Genomic DNA, 21,093 nt, shown 5'->3' with positions numbered 1-21,093 from the left:
TTTAATTTTGCTGATGGAGTGAAAGGTGTGCAATTTCTAGTATTATTATTTTTATTTTGATAATCTACGGTTATCATTTTGTTGTGTTTAACTATTTTTTTGGTTGTTTAACCGAGGCTTTTAAGGGTTTAAGACCTTACAGGCATATTTTTAGTCAATGCCTAATTATTTTTCTCTTTCTGATAAAATCGGGTTTTGCAAAGATAACACGTTTGTGTATTATTAATTTTACTTCTTGTTTGATTTGTGATTTAGTTTGTTGGTTTACAGATGGTTGAGTTTGAATATTTTGCCTCAAAGTTTTAAATTTGGGAATCCTATTGTTCTGTTGCCTATTCCTAATGGTATGTAAACTAACCAAATGTAGGATGATTGATATAGGACTAACCCTCAGAAAATTAAGAGACAAGAATAAGTTCACACAACAACATGTCGCTAATTGTGTAGAAATAAGTAGAGTAAGTTATCGCAAATGGGAAAATAACGAAGTTGATTTTTGTATATCCCAACTGAGCAAAATCGCTAAGCTTTATGAGGTTCCTATACATGAAATTTTCATTCAGTCAGACTTTAATAAGTAAATGTCAATTGGGTAATAGCGTAAATTGCCAATAATGCTATAGATATGGATAGGTCTATGCTTTTAAATAAAAAAAGGCCTCAAATTTTTGAGGCCTTTATATTGTTCAAGCATTCTTAATGCTTATAGTTTTCTTACTTTTTCTACTTGTTCGTACGCTTCTACAATATCACCAACTTCGATGTTGTTAAAATTCTGGATATTTAAACCGCACTCGTAACCTTTAGAAACCTCTTTAACATCATCTTTATAACGTTTTAGAGAAGCTAATTCACCGGTGTAAATTACAACACCTTCGCGAATGATACGGATTTTGCTGTTGCGCGTAATTTTACCATCTAATACCATACAACCTGCAATGGTACCCACTTTTGTAATTTTAAAGGTTTCACGAATTTCAACATTGGCAACAATTTTCTCTTCAAACTCAGGATCCAACATGCCTTCCATTGCCGATTTAATCTCGTTGATTGCGTCGTAAATGATCGAATATAAACGGATGTCGATTTGCTCTTGCTCTGCTAATTTACGTGCACCTGTTGATGGACGAACTTGAAAACCGATAATAATCGCATCCGAAGCTGAAGCTAACAATACATCCGACTCTGAAATCTGACCAACACCTTTACTGATGATGTTGATTTGAATTTGCTCGGTTGATAATTTAAGCAATGAATCGGCTAATGCTTCAATTGAACCATCCACGTCACCTTTAACAATGATATTAAGTTCTTTAAAGTTACCAATCGCTAAACGACGGCCAATTTCATCTAGAGTAATGTGTTTTTGCGTACGTAAACCTTGCTCACGTTGTAATTGCATACGTTTGTTTGCAATATCACGTGCTTCCGATTCGCTTTCTAAGGCATTGAAACGATCACCTGCTGTAGGTGCTCCTTGCATACCCAATACTTGTACTGGTTGCGATGGGCCTGCCGAATCAACTTTTGCTCCACGTTCGTTGAAAAGTGCCTTAACACGACCGCTGTAACTACCTGCTAAAATAGGATCTCCAACTTTTAACGTACCACCTTGAACCAAAATGGTTGTTACAATACCACGTCCTTTATCTAAGGCCGCTTCAATTACAGTACCTGTAGCGCGTTTATCAGGGTTTGCTTTTAGTTCTAATAATTCAGCTTCTAACAAGACTTTATCTAAAAGTAAATCAACGTTTAAGCCACTTTTACTCGATATTTCTTGTGATTGGTATTTACCACCCCAGTCTTCAACTAAGATATTCATAACAGATAGCTGCTCACGTACTTTATCTGCATTGGCACCTGGTTTATCTACTTTAGTGAAAGCAAATACCAATGGAACACCAGCCGCTTGTGCGTGATTAATTGCTTCTTTTGTTTGAGGCATCACCGCATCGTCTGCTGCGATTACAATGATAGCAATATCTGCTGCTTTAGCACCACGAGCACGCATTGCGGTAAAAGCTTCGTGACCCGGAGTATCTAAGAAAGTTACTTTTTTACCTGAAGGCGTAGTTACCATGTAGGCACCAATGTGCTGCGTAATACCACCCGCTTCACCGGCAACTACATTGGCCTTACGGATATAATCCAATAAAGATGTTTTACCGTGGTCAACGTGACCCATAATGGTTACAACCGGAGCTCTTTCAATTAAATCCTCATCGTTATCTTCCTCTTCAATTAAATTGTCCTCTTCTTCATCTGGTTTTACGAATTGGATTTCGTAACCAAACTCGTCGGCAACAATGGTTAAAGTTTCGGCATCTAAACGCTGATTAATTGAAACGAACATACCCAAGCTCATACACGTTCCAATAATTTTGGTAACGGGCACGTCCATCATGTTGGCTAACTCATTAGCAGTAACAAATTCTGTTACTTTTAATATTTTCGATTGTGATTCAAGTTCGTTTGCTGCTTCTTCTGCTGACGATGCTACATCATCACGTTTTTGACGACGTAATTTAGCACGTTGTGCAAATTTACCAGATTTACCTGCTCCACTTAAACGAGCAAGTGTTGCCTTAATTTGATCTTGAATTTCTTTCTCTGTAGGTTCTTCTTTAGGGCCGCTAGCTGCAGCATTTCTATTTTGGAAACCTGGTTTGTTTCTATTGCCTTGGTAGTTATTTCCACCTTGACCTGCCGGACGGTTACCTTGGTAGTTATTTCCACCCTGACCTGCCGGACGGTTACCTTGATAAGGTTGACGAGGCTGCTGACCTTGTCCCTGCCCTTGGCCTTGACCACCTTGGTTTTGTTGCCCACCGTGCTGACCAGGTTGTCCTGGTCCTCCAGGAGTTTTCTTGCGTTTACGTTTACGCTTAGCGGCTTCACTATCGTTCGATGAAGCAACAGGATTGTTTCTCCTGTCAGGCGTAGTTGGTAAAACAATTTTACCAATAATGTTTGGCCCCGTTAATTTAACGGTACGCGCTTTAATAACCTCTGGCTCTGCATTTGCAGCAGGTTCTTCTTTTTTAGGTTCAACCGGTTTTGTTTCCACTTTAGGCTGCTCAATTGGTTTAGTAGGTTCAACCACTTTTGCAACAGGTGCTGCCACAGGGGTTTCTACTTTTTTAGGTTCAACCGGTTTCGCTTCCTCCTTAGGTTGTTCAACTGGTTTTGCTGGCTCTTCTACCTTAGCAACAGGTGTTGCAGGAGCAGGCGTATCTTCTTTTTTAGCAGGGCGTGTTTTTGGATTCAGATCATTTAAATCAATCTTACCTACAATTTTAACACCTGGTAATCCAGCTTCTTCTGATTTCTCTTCAGTTTTTGCTTCTGCTTTTACTTCTTTTGCGAGCTCTGCTGCCGCAGGAGCAGGGCTTTCTGCCTCTGGTTTTTCTACAACCTTTGGTTTTTCAGCCGGAGGCGTAAACGATTGCGCATTTTTAATCAAAATCTCATCATTTCGCTCGAAATCGGCGGTTTTCTTCGGCGCTTCTACTGGCTTTTCAGTCTCAGGCTCGTCACGACGTATTTTACCAATCACTATTTGTTTGGCTTCTTCTCTTACGATCTTATCTCCCTGATACTCTTTTAATAAGGCGTTGTACATCTCACCCGTAAGTTTAAACATAGGGCTTTTCTCGGCAGAGAATCCCTTTTTGTTTAAAAACTCAACGGCCGTACCCATGCCAATATTAAGTTCTTTAATAGCTTTAATTAAAATGATTGGTTTGTCGTCTGACATTTAGCTCCTATTATTTTTTTTATTTAATACAAAAGTAGTGTTTATTTACCAATTCCACCACTTATTCAAATTCTGACTTTAGAATCTGAATTATTTCGTTAATTGTTTCTTCTTCAAGATCGGTGCGTTTTACTAAGTCTTCTACGCTAAGCGCTAAAACACTTTTTGCGGTATCGCAACCAATTGACTTTAATTCGTCAATGATCCAGCTATCAATCTCGTCTGAGAATTCTTCTAAATCCACATCTTCGTCGTTCTCTTCATCCGCTTCGCGGTATACATCAATTTCATAGCCTGTTAATTTACCGGCTAATTTGATGTTGTGTCCACCACGACCAATTGCTAATGAAACTTGATCTGGTTTTAAGTAAACCGATGCATGTTTGGTTTCATCATCTAATTTAATTGAGGTGATTTTTGCCGGACTTAATGCACGTGTGATGTAAAGCGAGATGTTATTGGTAAAGTTAATTACATCAATATTCTCGTTTTTCAACTCACGAACAATACCGTGAATACGTGAACCTTTCATACCCACACATGCTCCAACTGGATCAATGCGGTCATCGTATGATTCTACCGCTACTTTAGCGCGCTCTCCTGGTTCACGAACGATTTTTTTAATGGTGATTAAGCCGTCAAAAATCTCAGGAACTTCTAGTTCGAATAAGCGTTGTAAAAATTCTGGGGCTGTTCTAGAGATAATGATTTTAGGGTTAGCATTAATCATTTCTACTTTAGAAATTACCGCACGTACCGAATCTCCTTTTTTAAAGTAATCTGCAGGAATCTGCTCTGTTTTAGGCATTAAAAGCTCATTGCCTTCATCATCTAAAACCAACGTTTCTTTTTTCCAAACTTGGTAAACTTCGCCGGTGATAATTTCGCCAACTCTGTCTTTATATTTTTTGAAGATTTCGTCTTTTTCTAATTCCAATACTTTAGAAACCAATGTTTGACGTGCAGCTAAAATTGCTCTACGTCCGAAACTTTCTAAGGTAATTTGCTCCACATAATCGTCGCCAACTTCTAGTGTATTGTCGTATTTAGAAACCTCAGCAAGCTCTATTTCTAAATCATCATCTTCAGAAAAACCGTCTTCCATAACTCTTCTGGTTCTCCAGATTTCCAAATCCCCGTTATCCGGGTTTACAATAACATCACAGTTTTCGTCTGTTCCGTATTTTTTACGCAACATACTACGAAAAACTTCTTCCAACACACTGATCACGGTAGGGCGATCTATATTTTTGAAATCTTTAAACTCCTGAAAAGAGTCGATTAAATTGATTGTTGTAGTACTCATTTTTATTTAAATGAAATTAACACACTTGTTTCTAATATATCTGTAAACGCAATGCTGGTTTGCACCAATACCGCTTTTTTCCCTTTTTCTTTAACCGATTCTTCGATTAGTAAATTGTTGTCTGCAACTTCTAAAAGCTTTCCCTCTTTCTTTTGGCCCTCTTTTAATTTGATGCTAATGGTACGTCCAATGTTTTTTACATATTGACGATTTAGCTTTAAAGGTTCGCCAACGCCAGGTGAAGAAACTTCTAAATTGTAGGCTTGTTCAATTGCGTTTTCTTCTTCTAAATGAAAACCAACATGGCGGCTAATCGCTACGCAATCTTGAATGCTTATTCCTTGATCACCATCTACATGAATAATCAGTTTGTTGTTAGGCAGCATTCTCACTTCAACCAAAAACAGCTCTGGTCTGTCTGCAATTTTTTCTTCAACGAGTTCTTTTACTCTCTTTTCTATCTGCATATTTCAACCTAATTTCACAGAAAAAGGGGACAATGTCCCCTTCTCTTTTCTTCGATTACGATGCAAATGTAGTAATTTTTTGCAAGAAATCAAACACTTAGCTTAAAATCTATCTTACAAGTAGCTGTTTTTGTCTTTGTACACTCGATTTTAATTTGCCTGTCAGAATTTTTTTACTGTTGGCGAAATCCATTCCTATAACGGTTTCAACCAAATAGGTTTTTCCTTTTTCAAATGGTTGTTTGGGATAAAACATAAGCGAATCGCCTTCCAATTTTATATTTCCGTCAATTCTATGCTCCATCGTTAAACTGTCGTTTTCGCCCGGTGTTAAATAAACCGAAATTAAATACGTAGAGTCGAGGTTTTCTTTAAAACTATTTTTAACTTGTAGTAAATTAACTGCTTGAATGTTTTTGATAACGATTTTTGAACTGTCTGATGTGAAGGCGATAACAGAGCCTGTATTTTCCGATTGGCATGAAAATAGCAGCGAGCTGAATAAACTAAAAACAAATAAAAATATACGGTTTAACATTTCACTAAAATAAGCATTATGAAAATAATCATCGAAATTTTATTAACAGGTTTGGCTTTTTTCTTAGGCGCTAAATTGGTGCCCGGGGTATCGATAGACGGTTATGGCAATGCCATTATCGCTTCTGTATTAATAGCTTTGGTAAACGCTACAATTGGTTTTGTGTTGCGTGTATTTACCTTCCCTATTAACTTTTTAACGCTGGGTTTGGTATCATTCATCATTACGGTTTTAATGATTTTATTGGTTGATAACATGATGACCTCTTTTCACACCAGCGGATTTTTAGCTGCAGCTGTTTTAGCTATTGTGGTAGCCATCATTAAAGCGTTGTTAAATACCATCGCCGGAAACGAAGAATAAAAGAAATGGGGTTATGTTGATTATAGCCCCATTTTTTATTGTTAGCGAATAATTTCTCTCGAAATAACCATTTTTTGTATTTCAGTTGTCCCCTCATAAATCTGGGTAATCTTAGCATCGCGCATGAGGCGTTCAACATGGTATTCTTTTACAAAGCCGTATCCGCCATGTACTTGCACGGCCTCCACAGTCACATCCATGGCAACTTTAGATGCGTATAATTTGGCCATTGAGCCGGCTTTTACGTAAGGTAATCCCTGATCTTTTAACCAAGCGGCCTTGTATACCAATAAACGAGCGGCTTCAATTTGCGTAGCCATATCGGCCAGTTTAAATGCAATGGCTTGATGTTCGGCAATAGGCTTGCCAAACGATTTACGCTGTTTAGCATATTCTGTTGCTAGTTCGAAGGCTCCTTGTGCAATTCCCAATGCTTGCGCTGCAATACCAATGCGGCCACCTTCCAATGTTTTCATCGCAAAAGTAAAACCAAATCCATCCGCTCCAATTCTATTTTCTTTAGGCACTTTAACATCGTTAAAAAGCAACGAATGTGTGTCGGAACCGCGTATGCCCAATTTGTTTTCTTTTGGGCCAATGGTAAAACCTTCCGCACCTTTTTCTACAATAAAAACATTAATGCCTTTGTGCTTTAATTCGGGATGGGTTTGTGCAATAACCAAATAAATGGATGCAGTACTTCCATTGGTAATCCAGTTTTTGGTACCATTTAATAGGTAATAGTCGCCCATGTCTTCGGCAGTGGTGTGCTGCGAGGTGGCATCAGACCCGGCTTCGGGTTCTGATAAACAAAAGGCTCCAATTTTTTCTCCTGAAGCAAGTGGTTTTAAATATTTTTCTTTTTGGGCTTCGGTACCATAAGCTTCTAAGCCGTAACAAACCAATGAATTGTTAACCGAAACAACTACTGATGCCGAAGCATCAATTTTAGAAAGTTCTTCCATTACCAATACGTACGAAAGGGCATCTAAGCCTGCACCATTGTATTTTTCATCAACCATCATTCCTAAGAATCCGAGTTCGCCCAGTTTTTTCACTTGTTCGGCCGGAAATTTTTGGTGTTCGTCTCGTTCAATTACGCCTGGTTTTAAATCATGCTGAGCAAAGTCGCGCGCAGCCTGCTGTATCATTAATTGTTCTTCACTTAATTCGAAATGCATAACAAATTGTATAGGTGATTCAATCAAATGTAACATTTTCAACTTAAAAATACTATGGTTGCATAGTATTTTTTTGTATAAAGGATATTTATTTACGCATTTTTTTTGAAAATGTTCGGTAGATGGTTTTGGCAATTGTAACCCTGCTGTACACTTTACTCGCCCGAAAAGGGCTTCGTGTTCGTTGCCATCAGGTTTAGGTATTCATGGTGAGGCGCTTTGTAGGGGGGATGTTCGTTGCCTGTAGGTGCCTGCGTTACATAAACCGGATAGAGCTAAATAGCCCGCATTCCGATTTTTATCGGGAGAGGACTATAAGCGATAGCCGGACGAACATGTATTGAAATGCTGTTATTGCTTTTCTGAAAAAGCGGTGTTTGTTTTTTTAAGAAGGACACAAAGCATGCTGATGCAGCCTAATAGTAACACTAATAGTATTTGCATGGAATGAATAATGGTCGCATAAGCTAGTGCATCTTTAAAATTAACCGCGTATAAAACAAGGGCTTGAGCAACCATCCAATGAAAAACGCCAATGCCGCCTTGAATGGGCGCAACCATGGCAAAGCCCGAAAAGACGAAGGCTGTGTAGGCGGCATCGAGACCTAAGTGAGTGGTAGAACTAATTGCCGAAAAGGCAAAATACATGGATATGTAGTACAAAAACCAAATAGCAGTCGTGTAAAACAAGAAAAGACCTTTGTTTTTTAATTTGGTGTATGAGCTAAAACCTTGTCTGAGCGAGACCAGTATTTTTAAAAATTTTTTGTTAAAAAACTTGCGAAGGAAATAAATTGCGACCGTTATGAGTGCGATGCCTGCAATTAACAGGAATATAATCCATAAAATATTGATGGCTGCAAATTTTTGGCTAAGGTTTACATAAATGGTTTGGTAAAGGAAATGGGCAACTACTGGATATTGAAAAAGCAACATGCCTAATCCCATTAATAGGAGTACGATTACATCAAAAAGGCGATCGGTAATAACAGTACCTATTGATGAAAGCATGGGGACTTTTTGTGTTTTGTAGATGACCGAGCAGCGCGCAATCTCGCCAAAACGAGGCAGGGCTAAATTGGCTAAATACCCAATAATAACGGCATGGTACGCGTTCCAGAAATGAACATTATACTGGATTGATTGGTAGAGCATTTGCCAACGGCGTGCACGAACAATGTGTGCAAGTAACACCGTGCTGGCCGAAATAAAAATCCATAAAAATTTGGCAGTTTTAATTTCCTGCCAAATTTTTGAAATATTTTGTCCTTTAAAAGCGAAGTATAAAAGGCCCACTCCTATTACTAAGAGGATGAGATATTTAATAATCGCTTTTAGTTTATGGGCCAATGGGTTATTTTAAGAGGTGATTATTGTCGTCAGGGAAAACTAATATCGGATTGTATTTTTTTGCTTCTTCCATTGGTAATGAACCGTATGACATGATAATTAAAATGTCGCCTAATTGAGCTAAACGAGCAGTTGCTCCGTTTAAACAGATTGTTCCGGTACCTCTTTCGCCTCTAATTACATAAGTTTCGAAACGAGCTCCGTTATTGTTGTTTACTATTTGCACCTTCTCATTCGCAATGATATTGGCTGCATCCATTAAATCTTCATCAATCGTAATACTGCCAACGTAGTTTAGTTCAGCTTGCGTTACGCGAACGCGGTGTATTTTCGATTTTAATATTGTGATAACCATGAGGCAAAGTTAGTAATCCGTTTGGAGTTTTTAGTCATTGCAATGGAGTTTCGCAATTTGATGACGATTAGGTTTTAATGAATGAGCATGTTATCGATTAAACGGGTGTGGCCAACTTTTGCGGCAACCAATGCTACCAAATTAGTTTCGGTTTTTGTTTTGGCTGGCTCAAGGGTTTCGCCATTGGCAATGGTAAAATAATCGAGTTCTACACCAGGTAGGTTTTGATAAAATTCCTGTGCTTTGTTTTCTAACGTTTCAAGGCTGTATTCGTTAAAGTGATCAACCACAAATTGAAGCGATTGGCTTAAAACAAGGGAATTTTCTCTGTCAATTGGAGATAAATGAATATTTCTACTGCTCATGGCAAGTCCATCCTCTTCACGAATAATAGGACAAGTTATAATTTGAATAGGCAAATTAAAATGCTTTAGCATGTTCTTAATCATTAAAACTTGCTGAAAATCTTTTTGGCCAAAAAGCGCTATGTCGGGTTGAACGTAATCGAATAATTTTTTTACAATCTGCGTAACGCCTTGATAATGTCCTTTTCTAAATTCTCCTTCTAAAAGAAACTCTGCTTTTCCTAAATCGATGTGCCAGTTTTCATCTTGACCGTTTGGATACATTTCGGCGGCTGAAGGCATAAATACCGCATTGCATCCAGCGTCAACCAGCATGGCTAAATCGTGCTCTATCGGGCGAGGATATTTTTCAAGGTCTTTTGGGTCGGTAAATTGCGTTGGGTTAACAAATATGCTACAAATGATGATATCTGCACTTAGTTGTGCTTGTTTAATGAGCGAAATATGGCCATTGTGTAAGGCACCCATTGTTGGTACAAGTGCAATTTTAAGCCCGGAAGCTTTAATAGGGTTTACGAATGCTTGAAGTGCTATTTTCGTTTTAAGTATTTCCAATTTAGGTAATTTAAATTAAAGCCGTAAAGGTGTAAATTAATCTAACCGAAACCAAACAAATGCTTGTTATATTGATAAATAGTATTATTATATGTATCTTTGCAGCTCATTATCTTTTATTTAACATACATTTTACTAAAATATGGAGATGGCCAAAACGAAGCTGCTGATTGTTACACACGAGATGTCGCCTTTCCTCGAGCTTACTAAAATTTCTGAAATTACGCGTCAATTACCTCAAGCAATGCAAGACAAAGGATTCGAAATACGTATCCTAATGCCAAAATTCGGGAATATAAACGAAAGAAGAAATCGTTTACATGAAGTAATTCGCCTGTCTGGAATGAACATTATTATCGACGACAATGATAATCCTTTAATTATAAAGGTAGCTTCAATACCGGCAGCACGCATGCAAGTATATTTCTTAGATAATGAAGAATATTTCCAACGTAAACAAGTATTTAGAGATGCGAGTGGAAAATTCTTTGACGACAATGACGAGCGTGCAATTTTCTTCTGTAAAGGAGCGTTGGAGACCGTTAAAAAATTAGGATGGGCACCTGATATTGTGCATTGTCACGGATGGATGAGTGCATTGGTTCCGGCTTATATTAAAACGACTTATAAGAACGATCCAACGTTTAAAAATTCTAAAGTAGTTTATTCGATTTTTGAGAGCGACTTTACTGAAAAATTAAATGCGAATTTGCATAAGAAAGCCATTATGGCCAATATGACTGAAGCAGATACAAAGGCTTTTGAAAATGGTGATAGTGATAGCATGTATATTGGTGCTGTAACGCATTCAGATGCAGTGGTTTTAGCAGATGAAAACATCAGTGATGATGTGTTAAAATTTGTTAAAGATTCCAATAAGCCAACTTTAGCATTTAACTTAACCGAAAATTTTGAAAATTTCTATACTTTTTATGAAGAAATTTCAAATGATGAATTGGTTTCGGTTGCTTAATTAGGTATTATTATTTTAAATATGAAATTTATAAAACAAGACTTATTAACCCTGTTGATAGGTCTTTTTCTTTTTGCATCATGTAAAGATGATGTAGGTAACATTGGTTTAGATCCTGATGGAAATGCTCAAATTCAAGGGACGATGGTAAATAGTCCTGTGACTTCGCAAACCATTCGCGAAACCGATGTGAATACGTATAACATGAGCCGCTATCCTTTAGGGTATATGGTTGATCCTGAGTTTGGTACTACCCAGTCAAATATCGCGCTAACACCTGTGCCTTCAACATTGAGCATTGATTTTACCAGTGCAGTGCTTGATTCGGCTGTATTGGTATTGGGTATAGATTCAGTAAGTTCGCAAGTAAATTTCTATGGCGATACAACCAATTCGGTTTACAACATTGATGTTTTTCAATTAAAAAACCGTATTACAAAATATAAATCGGCAGATGTACAAGAGGCTAATACTACCCGTTTGGGGAATTTTAGAAGTAGAATTTTTCCAAATACACCCATTAGAATTACAGATGTTGTAGCGGGTAAAGTGGATACCATGCGTACGGTAAAATCACAAATTCGTATTCCCTTGGATAAAGCGACCATGCAGAGTTTGATTTTAAATCAACCGCCAACAACTTTTGTTACGAATGCAACTTTTGCTGAATATTTTAAAGGATTAAAAGCGGTTGCTACTTTAGCTTCGGGTAATCCTGGCGGTATTGTGTATGTGAGTTTAACCGGAGCCAGATCGAGCATTGAGTTGACTTATAAAAAGCCAAATGCTACTACTGCAACAAATACAGATACTTTAAGAGTGAATTTCCCAATCAGTATTGCTAGTAGCCCGCACACGGCGAATGTAATTCACAATTATGCTGGTACCGAAATTGAGAAGCAGCTAAACGGAACAAGTACACGAAATATCACCGCCACACAAGGTTTAGTGGGTGTGCGTACTAAAATTTCATTTCCTGAGTTGACTAATTTTAATACCGCTTACGGTAAATCAATTATCAATAGAGCAGAATTGGTTGTTAATTTAAGTGCAGGCACATATGCATATCCTTACTTACCGGCAAGTAGGTTGGCACTTTATCGATTAGATATTGCAGAACAGCCCAGGAATGTCCCAGATCATAATTTAGCAACAAGTATTGCCACGGGAGATTTTAGAGCGTTGAGCGATGCCGTTTTTGGTGGGTATTACGATTCTGTCAATAACCGATATGTATTTGTGGTAACGAGTTATGTACAAGATTTAATCGACGGTAAATTAACGGATTATGGTACGTTTATTGGCCCAGCGGATTTATTGAGTTCAGATGTTGCATCCTATCCAATAACTACTTTGTCAACTGCTGAACGTAGTTTAATTGGTAAAGCGGCAAATGCCAATACGATTAAACTAAATATTTTTTATACAAAAATTAATTAAGCCATTCAGGTTATAGTGCCATAGCCCGTAATTTTTCATTACGGGCTTTTTTATTGCCTGACTTTTTCTTTAACTGTGAAGGATGGTACAGAAACCTTTCACGTATGCAATTTCTGCCATGCATGGATACATGAGGTGTTTCTCCGTATCCATTTTCATATAGGCATTTATTCCTGAATGTTTAGGAATTAAAGGGAGAAGTTACCTATTTCGTAGCTAGTTGTTCTGCACTATTTTGAAGGAATATAAAAGGAGGTGAATGCATGCAACTGAAAACTTAAACCGCTTTGATGCGTATACGTTTATAGAAATATTTTATTTCAAATACGTTTGAGCTAAACGTAAATGGCCTCATGTAGCTTTGCTGCATGAGGCCATTTAACCTGAAAGGAAATTGTATATTTCTTAAAAGGTTCCTAAGTTCATAGCATAGGTTCCTGTTTGTTGAATAAAATCGCCCATTACTTTAAGTGCTTCGTCTTCAATAAAATCGAAGGCATCTTGTTTGGTCAATTTTGAATCTTTTTTAATAGGAGGCAAACCTCTTAAGGCACGTAATTCGTTTTGTTTTGCTAACGATTTAGCCTCTTGTGTATCGCGTTCTGCTTTAAGTTTTACTTCATTTAACGTAACCGATGTTTCGTTGTCACGTTTTTTAAGTTCGGCCATGTTTTCCTTTAAGTATTTAAAATCTAAAGAGCCAGAAACACGTTGTTCGCTGTTTTTAGTTAGAACTGCCTTAACCGCTTTTAAGTCTGCTACAGGCTTATAATTTGAACTTGGAATAATATCCCAAGGTAAAGCAGAAGGTTCTGTATCTTCGCCAATTTTATCCATTGGATAAATAGAAGGGAAAACAATATCAGGAATTACCCCTTTATGCTGCGTGCTGCTGCCTGCTACTCTATAAAATTTAGCCATGGTAAGGTTAATCTGTCCAAGGTTAATATCTTCAGGGTTTGTTTCTGAAGGCGAAGTACCTACTGTTTTGTTTTTAGTGATAACGCTTGCCAGTTTTTGTAAAATGGAAGGATTAATTAACTTGTTTAAATCTATAGAAGACTGAACCGTACCTTTTCCATAAGTTTGGCTTCCCATGATAATTCCTCGGCCGTAATCTTGGATAGCTCCTGAGAAAATTTCCGAAGCAGATGCGCTTAATCGATCCACGATAACACCTACAGGGCCATCCCAAGCAACTCCTGCATTCTCATCTTCATCTACCTCAATCTTATTGCGCAAATCTTTTACTTGTACTACAGGGCCTTTATCGATGAATAAACCCGTTAAATTAATGGCTTCAACCAATGAACCTCCGCCATTTCCACGTAAGTCCATTACAATGGCGTCTACTTTATCTTGATTCTTTAAAGTATCGATCAAAAGTTTAACATCACGGGTGGTACTTTTATAATTTTTATCTCCAGCGTTAGCGGCTTTAAAATCAGCGTAAAATGCCGGTAGAGCAATTACACCTATTTTATAGGTTTTGCCATTTGACTTAATGGTTTTTACTTTTTTGCTTGCCGATTGATCTTGCAGAATGATTTTCTCACGCGTTAATTCTACAATTACCGGTTTGGTTGACATCTCTTTCCCTACCGGAATAACTTTTAGACGTACTTTTGTTCCTGCAGGCCCTTTTATTTTAGATACAGTTTTGTCTAATCGCCAGCCTACTACATCTACAAAATCGTCGTTTCCTTGCGCTACGGCAATAATTCTATCTCCTGCGCTTAATTGTTTATCTTTAAATGCAGGGCCTCCGGCAATAATTTCAGAAATTTTAACTACTTCATTTTCTAATTGTAAGCGAGCTCCAATACCTTCAAATGAACGCGCCATTTCTTCGTTAAATGCAACGGTGTTGGTCGGGTTAAAATAATTGGTATGCGGATCGATTGATTCTGTAAAAGAGTCCATCAAGATTTGAAATACATCTTGATTGTTTGTTTTTTGTGTTTGCGATTGAAGATCTTTATAGCGTTTTTCTAAAGTAACGATATTTTTAGATTCAGCGGTACCCGTTAAGTTTAGGTTCACTAACTCGTATTTAACACGTTTTTTCCATGTATCGTTTAAGGTGGTGATAGAAGCAGCCCAAGGCAGTTTTTCTCGGTCGTATACGTAAGACTCATCTTTAGTGAAATCAAATTTTGTTTTAATTTGACCTAAAGAGTAAGTGAAATATTCATTTAATCGCTTGGCGTAAACATTGTAGATGTAAAATGGAGCGCTTAAATCGCCATTTTTGAAATCATCGTCAAGGGTATATCTGTATTTTTCAAACTCTTTAATGTCCGAAGCCAAAAAATAATTTCTTCCCTGATCAAGAGATTTAATGTATTTGTCCAGTATCAGTGAAGAAATGGAATCGTTTATCTGAATTTTTTTATAGTTATAGCTCTCAATGAGGTTAACTACTTCGCGAATAACAAGCTGTTGTTGCTCATCGGGTTTAATGTTGGTAACACCATCTACAATGGGTTGTTCCTTTGGCGAGGCATGACATGCTAATACGGCAGCGGTAAAAATTACAAAAAATATTCTCTTTAACATCTCTTTAAACGATTTAAAATCCATCTTCAAATTTATCATACCAATATGATACCATTTTATCAAAAAAACAAAAAAGAGACAGCAATATTACCGTCTCTTGTTAAAAACTATCAAATCTACTCAAATCCAGTGTATAAAACAATGAATTTAATAGGAGTTGTAAATTATTTTTTTGCTTTTTGTTTGCTCGCAATAGTTTCACGAGATTCTTTTATTTCGCCCTGATATTGCGTCGTTTTCAGGTTGTTGGCTAATAATTCTGCATTATTTAGGTCTTTGAGCGCCAAAGTAAAGTCTTTTTTTCTGATTTTAACTTGCGCAATGCCTAAGATTGACTCGATATATGCATAGTCACTTTTTAATTGCTTGGCTAAAATTCCTTGTTGGGTGTAAAACCACATGGATTGTGTGTATTTGTTATTGGCTAAGTACACTTTGCCCAGTAAACTGTACGTATTCATAACTCCATTTCTTGAGCCAAGTTTCGAGTAATTTTTTAAAGCAACATTGAGTAGTATTTGCTCCGCGTCTGTAAAGCGACCCAATTGGTAGTGCAAGTTGCTCATTTTTATAATGGCATCTCCGTACCTGTTGAAGTTCTTTGCAACGTTGTATTCAAATGCCGCTTTTCCGAATAAGGTTAGCGCTTCGTTGTAATTTCCACTTTTTTCGCTTGTATTTGCTTGTTCGAAATAATTATCGCCGGAAGGCAAATCTATTTTGGAAATCGCAATACGAATTGCACTGCCACCCGTGCCAGGCTCTTGACTGTCTTGTTTAACAATGTTTTGAGCATTCAACTGAATACTTGCTAAAAGACTTACCAGAATACACACATATCTAATCATTCCGCAAAAATAATATTTTTAATTGTTATTTTAATTAATCAATTGAAAATTAAGGAGAAGCAGTGTTTTTTAAGATTTTATTTTACTGAATTATAAAAAAAACCGGCCCATGAAGGTAGGCCGGTTTGAATTTCATTTCAGAAGGTTATTACTTCGTTTTTTTATCGCCCAATAACGATTCTAATTCTGCAAGTAATTTCTCACCTCTTAAGCTTTTTCCAACGATTTTTCCACTTGGATCAATTAAATAGTTTGCAGGGATTCCACGAACGCCATACATTTTTGCTGCTTCATTGTTCCATCCTTGTAAGTCTGAAACATGTGTCCACGTTAAACCATCAGCTGCAATCGCTTTTTGCCATTGTTCTTTTGTTGTTTTGGTATTGCCACCATCTAAAGAAACGCCTAAAACAGTGAAGCCTTTGTCTTTAAATTTGTTATAAGCAGCTACAACGTTAGGGTTTTCTGCACGGCAAGGACCACACCACGATGCCCAGAAATCAACCAATACGTATTTACCTTTAAAGTCTGATAATTTTACAGGTTTTCCATCCACATCGTTTTGCGTAAAATCCATAGCCATTACGCCAACTGCTGTTTTTTTGTTTGATTCAAATGTCGAAGTCAAAGATTTTCCTAGCGAAGTGGCTTTTAAACCAGGACTTAAGCCATTAAATAATTTTTCAGCTGTTGCCATCTGACTATCATCGCCCGAAAGGGTTTTAATCGTCGTTAAGCTGATGTATGATTTTGGATTATTCTTTGCAAAATCAATATAAATAGGGTTTAGGTCTGCTGATATCGTTTCATAACGATTGCCTAATTCTTGCACCAAAGCTTTATCCTTCTTTTGTTCAGGAGTAAATGCACTATACTCTGCATCAATAGCGGCTAGTTTATTGTTAATTGGTTTCGTTAATGCTTTTAATTTATTCGCATCAGCATTTATTGGTGAACCTGTGATTACTCCGTTCTTCAATGAATCTGCAGCAGTTAAATTAATCGTTCCAGATTCTAGATATAAAGAAGCGTTATCTAATTTAGTTCCCGGTTTTGGGCGGTTCACAAATGGGTTTGTGTTTAAGTATAAACTTGCTTGCGATGGATCGCTTATTGAGCCTTTAAATGAGAAGGCGCCGTTTGTAACTGTTGCAGAATCTGTTACTCTACTATTAGCTGCGGCATAGAATAGGTAAACTTTGTCACCTGTTTTTAGACCTTTAACGTTTCCATTAAGGGTAAAAGGTTTTTGAGCAAATGCAGCAAATGGTAAAAGCGCAATTGCTGATAAAATGGTTTTTTTCATGTGTTAGTCTTTTTTGCTACTTTTTGACAGTAGATTTACTTCAAATGTAGTAATAATTTGATTTATAACGTTTAAAGCAATGTAAAATTATGATAGCTTTTGATAGGTTCTCCACCATAAATCGGGCATATCTCCATTAACCGCGGTTTGATAATCGCTGTAACGGCAAGGAACGAGGTGATAGCGTTCATTTTGTGACTGGCCCGAAGGGTAAGGGACCTGCATCCACCAACGGTCCGATTTTTTACTTTTCACAAATGTCATTTCGCCTGACCCGTCTTGCATGCTTGTTCGGTAAATGATGAATTGCGATTTTGGGGTAAGCGGGAAATCTTTCTTGCGGGCGTAAAATCCATCCAAAAAGTACCAAACCATTTGTGCCAAAAGCAGGGCTGTTTGCCCATTATTATCGTAGGCGGGGTTAAACTCGTAAAAACCAATCGAGGTTAGTTTGTCATTCATGCCTGCATAGCGGATGATTCGGCAAGCTTCTTCCCCATCAAAACCATTTGGGGTAGTATTGGCATTTGCCCCAGCATCAGCCGAACGAATGGCCCCCATATCAAAACTAATCATGTTGGCATTTCGAATGATGGGTTCTGTTAAGGTAATGTCTTGTGCAAATTCGCCTAAGCGATGTACGTCAAAATAGAGTTTATCCATGACGGTTAAACTTTCTTGATTAACAAAATATGTTTGATAACCTACGTTGCTGAAATTGAAAAGGTAATTTGGCTGATGGAGGAAAATTTTATTTAAGTAACAATCAGAACGGGTGGCAATTCCTTCATGACCATCGTCGTCTATGTCGAATCGATTGTCGATAACCACTAAATCAACTTTTTGCTCTAAATCTTCATATCCCAAGTATTGGGCATATGTTAAGTCTTGTCCTCCGCCGATAATTACTGGTATAATATCTTTTTTTATCAATTCCGATACGGCCATTTTGATGGCAATGTAGGTATCCGCAACAGTTGCTCCGTGCTTAATATTACCTAAATCGACTACGCGCGATGTAAAAGCGCCTTCGTTTAATTGATAGAATTTTTCTCTAAAATAATCGGGGGCTAGGGCGCAACCTTCATTATTGACGGCATTACGGCCATCTAACACGCCAAAAATTGCGATATCGAATTTATTTTCCTCTAAATCAGGAAACGACTCGGTATAAAAGGTTGTTTTTAATCCCAGCTGACTGGTAAAAAAACCATTTTTTGGAGTTAGAGAATCAAGGTTTAAAGGGGAAAAAAAATCGCTTAATGACATATGTTTAAAACTATCGGTTCAAATATCTATTTTTGAAAGCATATTTTGCATAAAAATAAAATTTCTATCGAAATTCTTTTTCGGCTGAAAGGTTATTTAGCATTCATTTTAATGTAATAATAGCGGGGTTTTATCGCTTTGCATCAACATAAAGACCACATAAACGCATGATACTGGTAACGGGTGGAACAGGATTTTTAGGATCGGAATTAATTAATCAACTCACCGCAAAGGGCATGGCTGTTCGAGCTATCAAGCGCGATAAATCGATTATTCCCGCTCTATTACATCATAATTCGCTCGTTGATTGGCAAATAGCCGATATTAATGAACCCGCGCGATTGGAGGAAGTTTTTGACGGGGTTACCCACGTGTACCATTGTGCGGCGTTTGTGTCCTTTAATCCAAAAGATAAAAAGAAGCTTTTTCATATAAATATTGAAGGAACGGCAAACGTGGTAAACCTTTGCTTAGAAAAGGGCTGTAGATTGCTGCATGTTAGTTCGGTAGCGGCTTTAGGAGATGCCAAAAAGGGACAAAAAATAACAGAAAAAGACTTTTGGGAATACGATACAAAAGCGCATGCTTACGGATTGTCGAAGTATGAAGGTGAAATGGAAGTTTGGCGCGGGATAAGCGAAGGTTTGGATGCTGTAATCGTCAATCCATCCGTTATCATTGGAAGAAATGCAGGATTTGACGGGAGCGGCGCTATTTTTAAATTGGTAAAGCAAAACTTCCCATTTTATACCAATGGGGCTACAGGCTTGGTCGACGTGGAAGATGTGGCGAAAGGTATGATTTTATTGATGGAAGGTCAAGCTACAGCGGAACGATTTATTCTGTCGTCAGAAGATTTTCATTACAAAGATTTGTTTGCCAAAATTGCTGAAGGATTTGGTGTGAAAGCCCCCGCAATAGAAGCAAAACCCTGGATGTTGTCTATTGCTTGGCGTGCTTTGAAATTTATTTCGATTTTTACGAGAAAAGAACCCTCTATAACAAAGGATGCTGCAAAAAGTAGCTTAACTTTGAGTTATTATTCAAATGATAAAATTATCCAGCAAACTGGGATTTCATTTAAACCCCTTGCATTAACTATAACCGAAATTACCCAACATTTAAAAGATGTCTAAACAGAAAGCCTATTACATTATCGATTTTGATAGCACCTTTACCCAAGTAGAAGCGCTTGATGAACTTGCCAGAATTTCCTTACTAAAACATCCCGAAAAGGAAGCAATTTTTCAAAAGATAGAAGATTACACCAACCTTGCCATGGAAGGGAAGCTTTCGTTTTCTGAAAGTTTAGCGCAACGTGTAAAATTACTGGAGGCAAATGAAGAGCATTTAAAGCTTTTAATTAAACATTTAAAGAAAAAAGTATCCACTTCTTTTTCGCGTAATGCCGAATTTTTTAAAAAGCATGCGGATGAGGTTTTAATTGTTTCGGGCGGATTTAAAGAATTTATTACGCCGGTAGTGAGCCAGTATCACATTAAAAAAGAAAATATTTATGCCAATACATTTGTAACCACTGGCGATGGAAAAATTATCGACTACGATCACGCCAATCCTTTAAGCGAAGAAGGTGGAAAGGTTAAGCTTTTAAAACACCTGAAATTGGAAGGTGAATTGTTCGGTATTGGCGATGGATATTCGGATTTTCAATTGCGCGAAAGTGGGATTATCAATAAATTTTTTGCTTTTACGGAGAATATTGCAAGACAAACCATTATCGAAAAGGCAGATCACGTAACGCCAAGTTTTGATGAATTTTTATATGTAAACGATTTACCGCGAGCAATTTCGTATCCAAAAAACAGAATTTTATGTTTGGTTATTGGTGATGTGAGTCCACTAAGCATTTCGATTTTAAAGAACGATGGATTGTCTATTCGTCATAAAACGTCGTTTGAAGATAAATATGTGAAAGACGTAGGCCTTATTCTTCTTGCCGATGGCGAAAAGTTAGATCCTAAACAGTTAAAAAATGCAGTTAAATTAAAAACGATTGGCTATTTAGGTAACTCCAAAGGTAAACTGGATTTAGATATTTGTACCAAAATGGGTATTGTGGTATTCGATGATCCGAAAGGTAATCCGCGTAACATCGATTTTATTCCAAAGAGAGTGATTGATTTTATGAATACAGGTGCAACCTATTTAAGTAGTAACTTTCCAAATTTACAATTGCCTAAGATTGATAAATCGCATAGATTAATCCATATTCATAAAAATGTTCCGGGTATCATGGCTAAAATTAATACGGTTTTTGCTAAGCATGATATCAATATCGTAGGGCAGTTTTTGATGACAAACTCCGAAATCGGCTATGCCATTACCGATATCAATGCTCAATATGATAAGCAATTGTTTAAGTCGTTAAAGAAAATAGAACATACCATCAAGTTTAGAGTACTATACTAGCATGGGAAAATCCCGGATAGATTCACAG

The 21,093-nt window shown here is 37.3% G+C and carries 18 protein-coding genes; 6 read left to right on the top strand and 12 right to left on the bottom strand.

Translation table 11 applies throughout. From position 1 onward, the window contains the following. Positions 1-341 precede the first annotated feature (341 nt). Positions 342-581 (top strand): helix-turn-helix transcriptional regulator, encoded by a 240-nt coding sequence (locus ACJVDK_RS12315; protein WP_443936962.1) that lies wholly within the window; start codon positions 342-344, stop codon positions 579-581. Positions 582-703: 122 nt separating this feature from the next. On the opposite strand, the gene infB is transcribed toward ACJVDK_RS12315, so the two are convergent. The 4 genes from infB to ACJVDK_RS12295 form a co-directional block, all read right to left on the bottom strand. Beyond that, entirely contained in the window at positions 704-3,760 is a 3,057-nt protein-coding gene (gene infB, locus ACJVDK_RS12310) for a translation initiation factor IF-2 (protein WP_443936961.1), read from the bottom strand. Positions 3,761-3,821: 61 nt separating this feature from the next. Next, positions 3,822-5,066: a transcription termination factor NusA gene (gene nusA / locus ACJVDK_RS12305; protein ID WP_443936960.1), complete on the bottom strand. Its 1,245-nt coding sequence runs from the start codon at positions 5,064-5,066 to the stop codon at positions 3,822-3,824. A 2-nt stretch (positions 5,067-5,068) separates the two neighbouring features. Then, positions 5,069-5,533: a ribosome assembly cofactor RimP gene (gene rimP / locus ACJVDK_RS12300; RefSeq protein ID WP_443936959.1), complete on the bottom strand. Its 465-nt coding sequence runs from the start codon at positions 5,531-5,533 to the stop codon at positions 5,069-5,071. A 109-nt stretch (positions 5,534-5,642) separates the two neighbouring features. Continuing rightward, the gene (locus ACJVDK_RS12295; protein ID WP_443936958.1) at positions 5,643-6,071 is read right to left on the bottom strand and encodes a hypothetical protein; all 429 of its coding nucleotides are present in this window, start codon (positions 6,069-6,071) and stop codon (positions 5,643-5,645) included. 18 nt (positions 6,072-6,089) lie between these two features. Between ACJVDK_RS12295 and ACJVDK_RS12290 the strand changes: the two genes are divergently transcribed. Next, positions 6,090-6,434 (top strand): phage holin family protein, encoded by a 345-nt coding sequence (locus tag ACJVDK_RS12290; protein ID WP_443936957.1) that lies wholly within the window; start codon positions 6,090-6,092, stop codon positions 6,432-6,434. 41 nt (positions 6,435-6,475) lie between these two features. Here ACJVDK_RS12290 and ACJVDK_RS12285 read toward each other — a convergent pair whose 3' ends face one another. The 4 genes from ACJVDK_RS12285 to panC all read right to left on the bottom strand — a co-directional run bounded on the left by ACJVDK_RS12285 (position 6,476) and on the right by panC (position 10,240). After that, positions 6,476-7,615, bottom strand: coding sequence for an acyl-CoA dehydrogenase (locus ACJVDK_RS12285; RefSeq protein WP_443936956.1), 1,140 nt, complete (start codon positions 7,613-7,615; stop codon positions 6,476-6,478). Between the two features lie 351 nt (positions 7,616-7,966). After that, on the bottom strand, positions 7,967-8,965 hold the full coding sequence (locus tag ACJVDK_RS12280; RefSeq protein WP_443936955.1) for a lysylphosphatidylglycerol synthase transmembrane domain-containing protein: 999 nt from the start codon (positions 8,963-8,965) through the stop codon (positions 7,967-7,969). A 4-nt stretch (positions 8,966-8,969) separates the two neighbouring features. Beyond that, the gene (gene panD / locus ACJVDK_RS12275; RefSeq protein WP_443936954.1) at positions 8,970-9,320 is read right to left on the bottom strand and encodes an aspartate 1-decarboxylase; all 351 of its coding nucleotides are present in this window, start codon (positions 9,318-9,320) and stop codon (positions 8,970-8,972) included. A gap of 74 nt (positions 9,321-9,394) precedes the next feature. Further along, the gene (gene panC, locus ACJVDK_RS12270) at positions 9,395-10,240 is read right to left on the bottom strand and encodes a pantoate--beta-alanine ligase (RefSeq protein WP_443936953.1); all 846 of its coding nucleotides are present in this window, start codon (positions 10,238-10,240) and stop codon (positions 9,395-9,397) included. 148 nt (positions 10,241-10,388) lie between these two features. Between panC and ACJVDK_RS12265 the strand changes: the two genes are divergently transcribed. Further along, the gene (locus ACJVDK_RS12265; RefSeq protein ID WP_443936952.1) at positions 10,389-11,213 is read left to right on the top strand and encodes a glycogen/starch synthase; all 825 of its coding nucleotides are present in this window, start codon (positions 10,389-10,391) and stop codon (positions 11,211-11,213) included. A 21-nt stretch (positions 11,214-11,234) separates the two neighbouring features. After that, a complete protein-coding gene (locus ACJVDK_RS12260) occupies positions 11,235-12,653 on the top strand; it encodes a DUF4270 family protein (RefSeq protein WP_443936951.1) in 1,419 nt (472 codons plus the stop codon). 405 nt (positions 12,654-13,058) lie between these two features. Here the strand turns inward: ACJVDK_RS12260 and ACJVDK_RS12255 are convergent, their stop codons facing one another. The 4 genes from ACJVDK_RS12255 to ACJVDK_RS12240 all read right to left on the bottom strand — a co-directional run bounded on the left by ACJVDK_RS12255 (position 13,059) and on the right by ACJVDK_RS12240 (position 18,635). Next, complete coding sequence (locus ACJVDK_RS12255; protein ID WP_443936950.1) at positions 13,059-15,251, bottom strand: carboxy terminal-processing peptidase; 2,193 nt, start codon at positions 15,249-15,251, stop codon at positions 13,059-13,061. A 125-nt stretch (positions 15,252-15,376) separates the two neighbouring features. Continuing rightward, positions 15,377-16,060 (bottom strand): hypothetical protein, encoded by a 684-nt coding sequence (locus tag ACJVDK_RS12250; RefSeq protein ID WP_443936949.1) that lies wholly within the window; start codon positions 16,058-16,060, stop codon positions 15,377-15,379. A gap of 148 nt (positions 16,061-16,208) precedes the next feature. After that, a complete protein-coding gene (locus ACJVDK_RS12245; protein ID WP_443936948.1) occupies positions 16,209-17,366 on the bottom strand; it encodes a redoxin domain-containing protein in 1,158 nt (385 codons plus the stop codon). Between the two features lie 87 nt (positions 17,367-17,453). Further along, on the bottom strand, positions 17,454-18,635 hold the full coding sequence (locus ACJVDK_RS12240; protein WP_443936947.1) for a formimidoylglutamase: 1,182 nt from the start codon (positions 18,633-18,635) through the stop codon (positions 17,454-17,456). Positions 18,636-18,802: 167 nt separating this feature from the next. Here ACJVDK_RS12240 and ACJVDK_RS12235 point away from each other — a divergent pair, with 167 nt between their 5' ends. Both ACJVDK_RS12235 and ACJVDK_RS12230 read left to right on the top strand, forming a co-directional pair. Beyond that, positions 18,803-19,771 carry an NAD-dependent epimerase/dehydratase family protein gene (locus ACJVDK_RS12235; RefSeq protein WP_443936946.1) on the top strand — a complete coding sequence of 323 codons (969 nt, stop codon included), beginning with the start codon at positions 18,803-18,805 and terminating at the stop codon, positions 19,769-19,771. Then, complete coding sequence (locus tag ACJVDK_RS12230) at positions 19,764-21,065, top strand: HAD-IB family phosphatase (RefSeq protein ID WP_443936945.1); 1,302 nt, start codon at positions 19,764-19,766, stop codon at positions 21,063-21,065. The genes ACJVDK_RS12235 and ACJVDK_RS12230 overlap by 8 nt, the downstream gene beginning before the upstream one ends. Positions 21,066-21,093 lie beyond the last annotated feature (28 nt).

The sequence above is a fragment of the Pedobacter paludisoli genome (genome assembly GCF_052344095.1).
In the GTDB taxonomy this organism is placed as follows: domain Bacteria; phylum Bacteroidota; class Bacteroidia; order Sphingobacteriales; family Sphingobacteriaceae; genus Pedobacter.
Note: the sequence above shows the minus strand (reverse complement) of the source record. Positions and strands in the feature narration are given on the sequence as shown.

Bases quoted from the DNA above. Each gene is read 5' to 3' on its own strand.
- ACJVDK_RS12315 (WP_443936962.1), top strand. From the start codon at position 342: ATGGTATGTAAACTAACCAAATGTAGGATGATTGATATAGGACTAACC.
- infB (WP_443936961.1), bottom strand. From the start codon at position 3,760: ATGTCAGACGACAAACCAATCATTTTAATTAAAGCTATTAAAGAACTT.
- nusA (WP_443936960.1), bottom strand. From the start codon at position 5,066: ATGAGTACTACAACAATCAATTTAATCGACTCTTTTCAGGAGTTTAAA.
- rimP (WP_443936959.1), bottom strand. From the start codon at position 5,533: ATGCAGATAGAAAAGAGAGTAAAAGAACTCGTTGAAGAAAAAATTGCA.
- ACJVDK_RS12295 (WP_443936958.1), bottom strand. From the start codon at position 6,071: ATGTTAAACCGTATATTTTTATTTGTTTTTAGTTTATTCAGCTCGCTG.
- ACJVDK_RS12290 (WP_443936957.1), top strand. From the start codon at position 6,090: ATGAAAATAATCATCGAAATTTTATTAACAGGTTTGGCTTTTTTCTTA.
- ACJVDK_RS12285 (WP_443936956.1), bottom strand. From the start codon at position 7,615: ATGCATTTCGAATTAAGTGAAGAACAATTAATGATACAGCAGGCTGCG.
- panD (WP_443936954.1), bottom strand. From the start codon at position 9,320: ATGGTTATCACAATATTAAAATCGAAAATACACCGCGTTCGCGTAACG.
- ACJVDK_RS12265 (WP_443936952.1), top strand. From the start codon at position 10,389: ATGGCCAAAACGAAGCTGCTGATTGTTACACACGAGATGTCGCCTTTC.
- ACJVDK_RS12260 (WP_443936951.1), top strand. From the start codon at position 11,235: ATGAAATTTATAAAACAAGACTTATTAACCCTGTTGATAGGTCTTTTT.
- ACJVDK_RS12255 (WP_443936950.1), bottom strand. From the start codon at position 15,251: ATGATAAATTTGAAGATGGATTTTAAATCGTTTAAAGAGATGTTAAAG.
- ACJVDK_RS12250 (WP_443936949.1), bottom strand. From the start codon at position 16,060: ATGATTAGATATGTGTGTATTCTGGTAAGTCTTTTAGCAAGTATTCAG.
- ACJVDK_RS12245 (WP_443936948.1), bottom strand. From the start codon at position 17,366: ATGAAAAAAACCATTTTATCAGCAATTGCGCTTTTACCATTTGCTGCA.
- ACJVDK_RS12240 (WP_443936947.1), bottom strand. From the start codon at position 18,635: ATGTCATTAAGCGATTTTTTTTCCCCTTTAAACCTTGATTCTCTAACT.
- ACJVDK_RS12235 (WP_443936946.1), top strand. From the start codon at position 18,803: ATGATACTGGTAACGGGTGGAACAGGATTTTTAGGATCGGAATTAATT.
- ACJVDK_RS12230 (WP_443936945.1), top strand. From the start codon at position 19,764: ATGTCTAAACAGAAAGCCTATTACATTATCGATTTTGATAGCACCTTT.